Here is an 8,569-nt window from a genome sequence, read left to right on the forward strand (position 1 = left end):
AGTCGACATCTTCGTTACTGACACTCCGCATTCGCGAGCAAGCCCGCTCCCACAGGGTCTGTGCATGGCTGAGGTTTATTTAACCGCCGAAACACGCCACACCTTGTTCCCCACATCATCGGCCACCAGCAGATCTCCCTGCTGGTCGATCACTACGCCTACTGGCCGACCCATTGCCTCCTCCTTGTCATTGAGGAAGCCCGTCAACACATCAACCGGTTGCCCCACCGGTTTACCGGCACTGAACGGCACGAAGATCACTTTGTAGCCACTGTGCGGCTTGCGGTTCCAGGAGCCGTGCTGGCCGATGAACGCGCCTTCCTTGAATTGCGCCGGCAGGCGATTGTTCTCGGCAAAGGTCAGGCCCAGTGATGCGGTATGTGGGCCGACCGCGTAGTCCGGTGCGATGGCTTTGGCCACCAGTTGCGGATTCTGTGGTTCGACGCGCACGTCGACATGCTGGCCGTAATAGCTGAACGGCCAGCCATAAAACCCGCCGTCCTTCACCGAAGTGATGTAGTCGGGCACCAGGTCGCTGCCGATTTCGTCCCGCTCATTGACCGCGGTCCACAGCGCGCCGGTCGACGGTTCCCAGGCCAGGCCGTTGGGGTTGCGAATCCCCGAGGCGAAGATGCGGTGGTTGCCGGTGGCGCGATCCACTTCCCAGATCGCCGCGCGGCCTTCTTCCTTGTCCAGGCCGTTCTCGCCCACGTTGCTGTTGGAGCCCACCGTCACGTAAAGCTTGCTGCCGTCCTTGCTGGCGATGACGTTTTTCGTCCAGTGGTGATTCAGCGTACCACCCGGCAGATCCACCACCTTGATGGGCGGTGACTTGATCTCGGTGGCGCCGTTTTCATAGTGAAAGCGCAGCAGGCGATCGGTGTCGGCGACGTAGAGGTCGTTGCCCACCAGGGTCATGCCGAAAGGTGAATTGAGATTTTCCAGGAACACGGTGCGAGTTTCGGCGATGCCGTCGTGGTCGCTGTCGCGCAGCAGGGTGATGCGGTTCGGGCTTGGCGTGCCAGCGCCGGCGCGGCCCATGACTTTCTTGGTGATCCAGCCTTTGATGCCCTTGTTGTCATCGGGCTTGGGCGGAGCGTTGGTTTCGGCCACCAGTATGTCGCCGTTGGGGAGTACATAAAGCCAGCGCGGATGATCGAGGCCGTCGGCGAAGGCGGCGACCTGAGTGCCGCTGGCAGCCACCGGTTTTGAGCCGTCCGGCCAACCGATGGCCGGGGCGATGTTCATGGTCGGAAACAGGGTCTTGTTCGGCTCCGGCAGCTTCGGCGCGGGGCCGGTGCCATCCGAGACTTGCAGGCTGGAGGTTTCACCGCAGGCGACGAGCCCGCAGGCGAAACCGAGGACGAGAACGAGCTGGGGCTTGCGCATGCTGACCTTCCCTATGAATGCAGTGACTTGTTCAGTAGAGAAGCTTCGTTGCGCGATGGTTCAACCGGTCAGCCGTGCGCTTCCTTGAGCAGCATGGCGATGCCGGGGTGATAGTGGCCCGCTTCGTTGTGCAACTTGCGATAGGCGTAGGGGAAATACCAGGCCACGGCGCAGGTGTGTTCCTTTTGCAGGTCGTCGACCATGTCCTGCAATTCTTCGGGGCTGGCGCTGTGCTGGGTTTTCTGTGGCGCGACGAAGAGGCAGCCGAGTTTCAAGTCGCTGGCGTAGCTGATCCGTTTGGCACTGGTGGTGATGTCGTGCAGCGGTTGGCTCAGGTTCAGGTTGTTGACCCGCGGCCAGCGTTGCGTGGCCTGCAGCCAGGCGCGGGCTTCGGGCGTGGCGATGAACAGGTCCGCGCGGCCGTTGCGCTCGCCGTCTTCAATCTGCTTGCGGGTGGGCGATTGTTCCAGGGTGATGATCTCGGCCATCCACGCAGCCGCGCTGAGCAAACCGAGATTGGCTTTTTCATCGAGCCAGTAGGGCGTTTCACTGTCGCCACGGATGGCGTTGTAGCGATCGATACAGTCAAACCAGCGTTCCAGTACCGGGCGCAGGAATTCCAGCTTCGGATTGCTGATGATCATGCCTTGCATGGGGCTCACCTTTTTATTTTGGTGTGAATTGCCGTGAGTTATGGCTCTTTGATATCACTGCTGACAGTGTGGCACAAGATTGGCGTCAGAATATTGAGCAGCAGTCGATATTCCGGAATCAGGCCCCCGGCTTTAATTGACGCTCCACCCCCAACCCTCTAACCTTCGCCGCTTGTTTCAGGTGCTCTGTGGTCATGGCCGACAGAGTGAAACAGGGAAGCCGGTGAGCGGGCGATGCTATGCATCCAGGCTTGCGATCCCGGCGCTGCCCCCGCAACGGTAAATGAGTGAAGGCTGCGTCTTGAGCCACTGTGTCGACGACATGGGAAGGCGCGCAGCCCAGGCCCCGAGCCGCTCATGAGCCCGGAGACCGGCCTGATCCATCCAGATGGCATCACGGTGGGCGATGCCAGGCTTCCCGCTATCTATTCTTTTGCCTGCCCGCCGTTATTCCTGCCTCAACGGAGAGCTCCCCCATGACCGAATCTTCTGATCGTGACGAACGTCATCTGGCGCGCATGCTGCGCAAAAAAGCCGTGATCGACGAGCGTATCGCCAACTCCCCCAACGAATGCGGCCTGCTGCTGGTGCTGACCGGCAACGGCAAAGGCAAGAGCAGTTCGGCGTTCGGCATGCTCGCGCGGTCCATGGGCCATGGCATGCAGTGCGGCGTGGTGCAGTTCATCAAGGGCCGTAACAGCACCGGCGAAGAATTGTTCTTCCGCCGCTTCCCCGAGCAAGTGCGCTTTCACGTGATGGGCGAGGGCTTCACCTGGGAAACCCAGGACCGCCAGCGTGACATCGCCGCCGCCGAAGCGGCCTGGGCGGTGTCCCAGGAACTGCTGCGCGATCCGTCCATCGGCCTGGTGGTGCTGGACGAACTGAACATCGCCCTCAAGCACGGCTATCTGGATCTTGATCAAGTCCTCAGCGATTTGCAGGCCCGCCCGCCGATGCAGCATGTGGTAGTGACCGGTCGCGGCGCCAAGCCGGAAATGATCGAACTGGCCGACACCGTCACCGAGATGGGCATGATCAAGCACGCCTTCCAGGCCGGGATCAAAGCGCAGAAAGGCGTCGAACTGTGAATGCACCTCGTCATTGCCCGGCGGTGCTCATCGCCGCGCCGGCCTCCGGTCAGGGCAAGACCACCGTCACCGCCGCGCTGGCCCGTTTGCACCGCAACCAGGGGCGCAAGGTTCGTGTATTCAAATGCGGCCCGGACTTTCTCGACCCGATGATTCTCGAGCGCGCCAGCGGTGCGCCGGTGTATCAACTGGACATGTGGATGGTCGGCGAGCAGGAAAGCCGGCGCCTGTTGTGGGAAGCCGCCGGGGAAGCCGATTTAATTTTGATCGAAGGGGTGATGGGTCTGTTCGATGGCACGCCATCCAGCGCTGATCTGGCGCGGCATTTTGGCGTGCCGGTGCTGGGCGTGATCGACGGCACCGCCATGGCCCAGACCTTTGGCGCGCTGGCCCTGGGCCTGGCGCGTTATCAGCCGGACCTGCCGTTTGCCGGCGTGCTGGCCAACCGCGTCGGCACCTTGCGTCACGCGCAGTTGCTGGAAGGCAGCCTGACCGAGGGTCTGCGTTGGTACGGCGCCTTGTCCCGGGAAACCGGTATCGAATTACCGAGTCGGCATCTGGGGCTGGTGCAGGCCAGCGAGTTGAACGATCTCGATGTTCGCCTGGATGCCGCCGCCGATGCTTTGGCCAGCAGTTGCGAAGTCGCGCTACCGCCGGCGGTGGAGTTTGCCGCGCCGGATGTGATCGCTGCCGAGTCGTTGCTGGCCGGCGTGCGCGTTGCCGTGGCCCGCGACGAAGCCTTCGCCTTTACCTATGGCGCCAGTCTCGATTTGCTGCGGGCGATGGGTGCCGAACTGCGGTTTTTCTCGCCGATCCGCGACGCGCAATTACCCGAGGCCGATAGCCTGTATCTGCCGGGTGGTTATCCGGAGCTGCACCACGTGGCGCTGTCGCAAAACACCTCGATGCTCAACGCCATCCGCGCGCATCATGCAGCAGGCAAACCGTTGCTGGCCGAGTGTGGCGGCATGCTTTATCTGCTCGATTCGCTGACCGATGTCGAAGGCACTCGCGCTGAACTGGTGGGCTTGCTCGCAGGCGATGCAGTGATGCAGAAGCGTCTTGCCGCGCTGGCCTTGCAGGCGGTTGAACTGCCGGAAGGATCGCTGCGCGGGCATACCTATCACCACTCGCTGACCACCACCGACCTGACCCCGATTGCCCGGGGCCTGAGCCCTAATGGCGGGCGCGGGGCGGAGGCGGTTTATCGTGAGGGGCGGATGACGGCCTCGTATGTGCATTTTTATTTTCCGTCCAATCCGTCGGCGATTGCCGCGTTGTTGGCGCCGTCCTGTGAGGACGCCATCGCGGGCAAGCCCGCTCCCACAGTAGATAGTGTTCTGCCTGAAGAAATACGAACAAATGTGGGAGCGGGCTTGCTCGCGAAGAGGCCATGAGCGACACCACCTTCTCTGAAGCCGAACGCGCAGCCGTCTACCGAGCCATCGCCGAACGCCGCGACATGCGCCACTTCAGCGGCGGCACGGTCGAGCCCGAACTGCTGCGGCGTCTGCTGGAAGCCGCGCATCAGGCGCCGAGCGTCGGCCTGATGCAGCCTTGGCGTTTTATCCGCATCAGCGACCGCGACCTGCGGGGCAGGATCCGCGATCTGGTGGAAGAGGAACGCATTCGCACCGCCGAAGCCCTCGGCGAGCGCAGTGACCAATTCATGCAACTGAAAGTCGAAGGCATCAACGATTGCGCCGAACTGCTGGTGGCCGCACTGATGGATGATCGCGAGCGGCACATCTTCGGTCGGCGCACCTTGCCGGAAATGGACATGGCTTCCTTGTCCTGCGCGATCCAGAACCTGTGGCTGGCGTCCCGTGCCGAAGGGCTGGGGATGGGCTGGGTGTCGTTGTTCGAACCGCAGGCCCTGGCCGATTTGCTCGGATTGCCCACCGGTGCCAAGCCACTGGCGATTTTGTGCCTGGGACCGGTCGAGGAATTCTATCCGGCGCCGATGCTGGTGCTCGAAGGCTGGGCGCAAGAGCGTCCGCTGACTGAAATGCTGTATGAGAATTTTTGGGGAGTGCGTACATGAGTGTGGCGTTGTTGAGTGCCGCCGCGGTTGCGCTGGATGCGCTGCTGGGCGAGCCCAAACGCTGGCATCCGCTGGTGGTGTTCGGCCGTTTTGCCGAGCGCATCGAGCAACGTTTCAACGCGGGCGGTCGCGGCTGGCGCAGCCACGGCGTTACGGCGTGGGTAATCGCGGTATTGCCACTGACCTTGCTGGCCACCGCGTTTTCGTGGGCGCCCTACGTCGGCTGGCTCGTCGAGATTCTCGCGCTGTATTGCGCCTTGGGCATGCGCAGCCTCGGCGAGCATGTCGAGCCGGTGGCCAAGGCCTTGCGCGGTGGTGATCTGGAAGAGGCCCGCAAGCGCGTCAGTTATCTGGTCAGCCGCAAGACCAGCGAGCTGGATGAAACCGCCGTCGCCCGTGCCGCCACCGAGTCGGTGCTGGAGAACGGCAGTGACGCGGTGTTCGCCGCCCTGTTCTGGTTTGCCGTGGCCGGCGCGCCGGGTGTGGTGCTCTATCGTTTGAGCAATACGCTGGACGCGATGTGGGGTTATCGCAACGAGCGCTTCGAGCGTTTCGGCTGGGCGGCGGCGAAGATCGACGACGTCCTCAATTACATTCCCGCGCGTCTGGTGGCGCTGACCTACGCGTTGCTGGGCAAGCCCCGTCTGGCGCTGAAATGCTGGCGTACCCAGGGCCCGACCTGGGACAGCCCCAATGCCGGGCCGGTAATGGCCGCTGGCGCCGGTGCGCTGGGTGTGGAGCTGGGCGGGCCGGCGATTTATCACGGCGAGCTGCACGAGCGTCCGCAACTGGGTGAAGGCGCGCCGGCGGACGCGGACTCCATCGACCGCGGCTGGCAATTGGTCCAGCGCGGGGTATGGTTATGGTTGCTGATTCTCTGCGTGGGAGCTGAGTTCTATGCTTGAACACGGTGGACGATTGCGCAAGGCGGCGCTCGAATACGGCATCGAGGAAGCCGATTGGCTTGATCTGTCCAGCGGTCTGGCGCCCTGGCCGTTTCCGGTTCCCGAGATCCCGCTGCGAGCCTGGGCGCGCCTGCCGGAAAACGACGATGGTTTGGAGCAGGCGGCCTGCGATTACTACGGCACCCTGCAAGCCTTGCCGGTGGCCGGCTCGCAAATGGCCATCCAGTTGTTGCCGCGCTTGCGCCGGGCCGGCAAGGTTGGCGTGCTCTCGCCGTGTTACGCCGAACATGCCGAAGCCTGGCGTCGCAACGGCTACATCGTGCGCGAAGTGGTCGAGCAGGAAGTCGACTTCTTCGTCGACAGCCTCGATGTGTTGGTGGTGGTCAATCCGAACAATCCCACGGGCCTGAGCCTGAGCCTGAGCCCCAGCCGCTTGCTCGACTGGCATTCGCGGCTGGCCCAGCGCGGTGGCTGGCTGGTGGTGGACGAGGCGTTCATGGACAACACACCGCAACTGAGCGTGGCGCCATATGCCCATCAGGTCGGGTTGATCGTGCTGCGCTCGTTCGGCAAGTTTTTCGGCCTGGCCGGCGTGCGCCTGGGCTTCGTGCTGGCCGAGCGCAAGTTGCTCAGGCTGCTCGCCGAACAGGTCGGGCCATGGGCGGTGAGCGGTCCGACCCGGGTACTGGGCCAGGCTTGCCTGCGCGATACCGAAGGCCATGCGCGGCAACGCCTGCGCGCCGAGCAGGCCAGTGAACGGCTGGCGACGTTGCTCGATCTGCACGGCTTTAAGCCCCAGGGCGGTTGCGCCTTGTTCCAGTGGGTGGTGACCGATCGCGCCGGTGAACTGTACGAGTTCATGGCCCGGCGCGGCATTCTCCTGCGCCTGTTCTCGCAAACCGGCAGCCTGCGTTTCGGCCTGCCGGGCGACGACGCCGATTGGGCGCGCCTGAGCGCTGCCTTCGAGGCCTTTGCCAAGGACGCTTCATGACGACGTTGATGGTGCAGGGCACCACCTCCGATGCCGGTAAGAGCACGCTGGTGACGGCGCTGTGCCGTTGGGCCACGCGTCAGGGCGTGCGCGTGGTGCCGTTCAAGCCGCAGAACATGGCGCTCAACAGCGCGGTGACCGCGGACGGCGGCGAGATCGGGCGCGCCCAGGCGGTGCAGGCCCAGGCCGCGTTTCTGGAGCCGCACACCGACATGAACCCGGTGCTGCTCAAACCCAACAGCGACACCGGCGCGCAGGTGATCATCCATGGTCGCGCGGTCACCTCCATGAACGCTGTTGCCTATCACGACTACAAGGCCATCGCCATGCAGGCGGTGCTGGCTTCCCATGCGCGGTTGAGCGCGGTCTATCCGCTGGTGATGGTCGAAGGCGCGGGCTCGCCGGCCGAGATCAATCTGCGCGCCGGCGACATCGCCAACATGGGTTTCGCCGAAGCGGTGGACTGCCCGGTGGTGCTGATCGCCGACATCAACCGGGGTGGTGTGTTCGCGCATCTGGTGGGCACGCTGGAACTGCTTTCACCAAGCGAACAGGCACGGGTCAAGGGCTTCATCATCAACCGTTTTCGTGGCGACATCGCCCTGTTGCAGCCGGGCCTGGACTGGCTGGAGCAGCGCACCGGCAAACCGGTGATCGGCGTGCTGCCCTACGTAATGGACCTGCATCTGGAAGCCGAGGACGGCATCGATCAGCGCCAGGCCGACAAGGCAGAACAGGTGCTGAAAGTAGTGGTGCCGGTGCTGCCGCGCATCAGCAACCACACCGATTTCGACCCACTGCGCCTGCATCCGCAAGTCGACCTGCAATTCATCGGCCCTGGCCAGGCGATCCCTCCGGCCGAACTGATCATCCTTCCCGGCTCGAAAAGCGTGCGCAGCGACCTTGCGTATCTGCGGGCCAACGGCTGGGACACCGCGATCTCCCGGCACCTGCGTTACGGCGGCAAAGTGCTCGGGATCTGCGGTGGCCTGCAGATGCTCGGTGAGCAGGTGCACGACCCTCTGGGCCTTGAAGGTGCGCCGGGTTCCAGTGCCGGTTTGGGGCTGCTGGCCTTTGAAACAGTACTCGAGCAGGAGAAGCAGCTGCGCAATGTGCGTGGGCGTCTGGCCCTGGAGAATGCTGAAGTCAGTGGCTATGAAATCCATGCCGGCGTGACCACCGGCGTTGCCCTGGAAAACGCTGCGGTGCAGCTCGATGACGGGCGTTGCGATGGTGCGCAGAGCCTTGATGGGCAGATTTTCGGCACTTACCTGCATGGCCTGTTCGAATCGCCCGCGGCCTGTGGCGCGCTGTTGCGCTGGGCCGGTTTGCGGGATGTGCAAGAGGTGGATTACCACGGGTTGCGCGAGCGGGATATCGAGCGGTTGGCGGATCTGGTGGAGAAGCATCTGGATACCGGGTTGTTGCGTGAGCTGTGTGGAATCTAGGGTGGACTTGCCGGCCTCTTCGCGAGCAAGCCCGCTCCCACATGGGAACGC

The 8,569-nt window shown here is 63.5% G+C and carries 8 protein-coding genes and 1 riboswitch; of the genes, 6 read left to right on the top strand and 2 right to left on the bottom strand.

Annotated elements, in window-relative coordinates:
* Positions 1-75: 75 nt before the first annotated feature.
* Together ACW9JE_RS25985 and ACW9JE_RS25990 are read right to left on the bottom strand one after the other, a co-directional pair.
* Positions 76-1,389: a PQQ-dependent sugar dehydrogenase gene (locus ACW9JE_RS25985; RefSeq protein WP_224538185.1), complete on the bottom strand. Its 1,314-nt coding sequence runs from the start codon at positions 1,387-1,389 to the stop codon at positions 76-78.
* 68 nt (positions 1,390-1,457) lie between these two features.
* Positions 1,458-2,042, bottom strand: coding sequence for a hypothetical protein (locus ACW9JE_RS25990; protein WP_224538186.1), 585 nt, complete (start codon positions 2,040-2,042; stop codon positions 1,458-1,460).
* A 162-nt stretch (positions 2,043-2,204) separates the two neighbouring features.
* A riboswitch (cobalamin riboswitch) is annotated at positions 2,205-2,435 on the top strand.
* 83 nt (positions 2,436-2,518) lie between these two features.
* On the opposite strand from ACW9JE_RS25990, the gene cobO reads away from it, so the two are divergent.
* Genes cobO through ACW9JE_RS26020 form a run of 6 tightly spaced genes read left to right on the top strand, consistent with a single transcriptional unit; the run spans position 2,519 to position 8,518 of the window.
* A complete protein-coding gene (gene cobO / locus ACW9JE_RS25995) occupies positions 2,519-3,130 on the top strand; it encodes a cob(I)yrinic acid a,c-diamide adenosyltransferase (protein ID WP_224538188.1) in 612 nt (203 codons plus the stop codon).
* On the top strand, positions 3,127-4,527 hold the full coding sequence (locus ACW9JE_RS26000) for a cobyrinate a,c-diamide synthase (RefSeq protein ID WP_457434359.1): 1,401 nt from the start codon (positions 3,127-3,129) through the stop codon (positions 4,525-4,527). Before cobO ends, ACW9JE_RS26000 begins: the two co-directional genes overlap by 4 nt.
* Positions 4,524-5,174: a 5,6-dimethylbenzimidazole synthase gene (gene bluB, locus ACW9JE_RS26005; protein ID WP_457434360.1), complete on the top strand. Its 651-nt coding sequence runs from the start codon at positions 4,524-4,526 to the stop codon at positions 5,172-5,174. The genes ACW9JE_RS26000 and bluB overlap by 4 nt, the downstream gene beginning before the upstream one ends.
* On the top strand, positions 5,171-6,079 hold the full coding sequence (gene cbiB / locus ACW9JE_RS26010; protein WP_457434361.1) for an adenosylcobinamide-phosphate synthase CbiB: 909 nt from the start codon (positions 5,171-5,173) through the stop codon (positions 6,077-6,079). The genes bluB and cbiB overlap by 4 nt, the downstream gene beginning before the upstream one ends.
* The gene (cobD, locus tag ACW9JE_RS26015; RefSeq protein ID WP_457434362.1) at positions 6,072-7,070 is read left to right on the top strand and encodes a threonine-phosphate decarboxylase CobD; all 999 of its coding nucleotides are present in this window, start codon (positions 6,072-6,074) and stop codon (positions 7,068-7,070) included. The genes cbiB and cobD overlap by 8 nt, the downstream gene beginning before the upstream one ends.
* On the top strand, positions 7,067-8,518 hold the full coding sequence (locus ACW9JE_RS26020) for a cobyric acid synthase (protein WP_457434363.1): 1,452 nt from the start codon (positions 7,067-7,069) through the stop codon (positions 8,516-8,518). Before cobD ends, ACW9JE_RS26020 begins: the two co-directional genes overlap by 4 nt.
* Positions 8,519-8,569 lie beyond the last annotated feature (51 nt).

This window comes from Pseudomonas sp. SDO55104_S430, from assembly GCF_054070595.1.

Bases quoted from the DNA above. Each gene is read 5' to 3' on its own strand.
- cobO (WP_224538188.1), top strand. From the start codon at position 2,519: ATGACCGAATCTTCTGATCGTGACGAACGTCATCTGGCGCGCATGCTG.
- cbiB (WP_457434361.1), top strand. From the start codon at position 5,171: ATGAGTGTGGCGTTGTTGAGTGCCGCCGCGGTTGCGCTGGATGCGCTG.
- ACW9JE_RS26020 (WP_457434363.1), top strand. From the start codon at position 7,067: ATGACGACGTTGATGGTGCAGGGCACCACCTCCGATGCCGGTAAGAGC.
- cobD (WP_457434362.1), top strand. From the start codon at position 6,072: ATGCTTGAACACGGTGGACGATTGCGCAAGGCGGCGCTCGAATACGGC.
- ACW9JE_RS25985 (WP_224538185.1), bottom strand. From the start codon at position 1,389: ATGCGCAAGCCCCAGCTCGTTCTCGTCCTCGGTTTCGCCTGCGGGCTC.
- ACW9JE_RS25990 (WP_224538186.1), bottom strand. From the start codon at position 2,042: ATGCAAGGCATGATCATCAGCAATCCGAAGCTGGAATTCCTGCGCCCG.
- bluB (WP_457434360.1), top strand. From the start codon at position 4,524: ATGAGCGACACCACCTTCTCTGAAGCCGAACGCGCAGCCGTCTACCGA.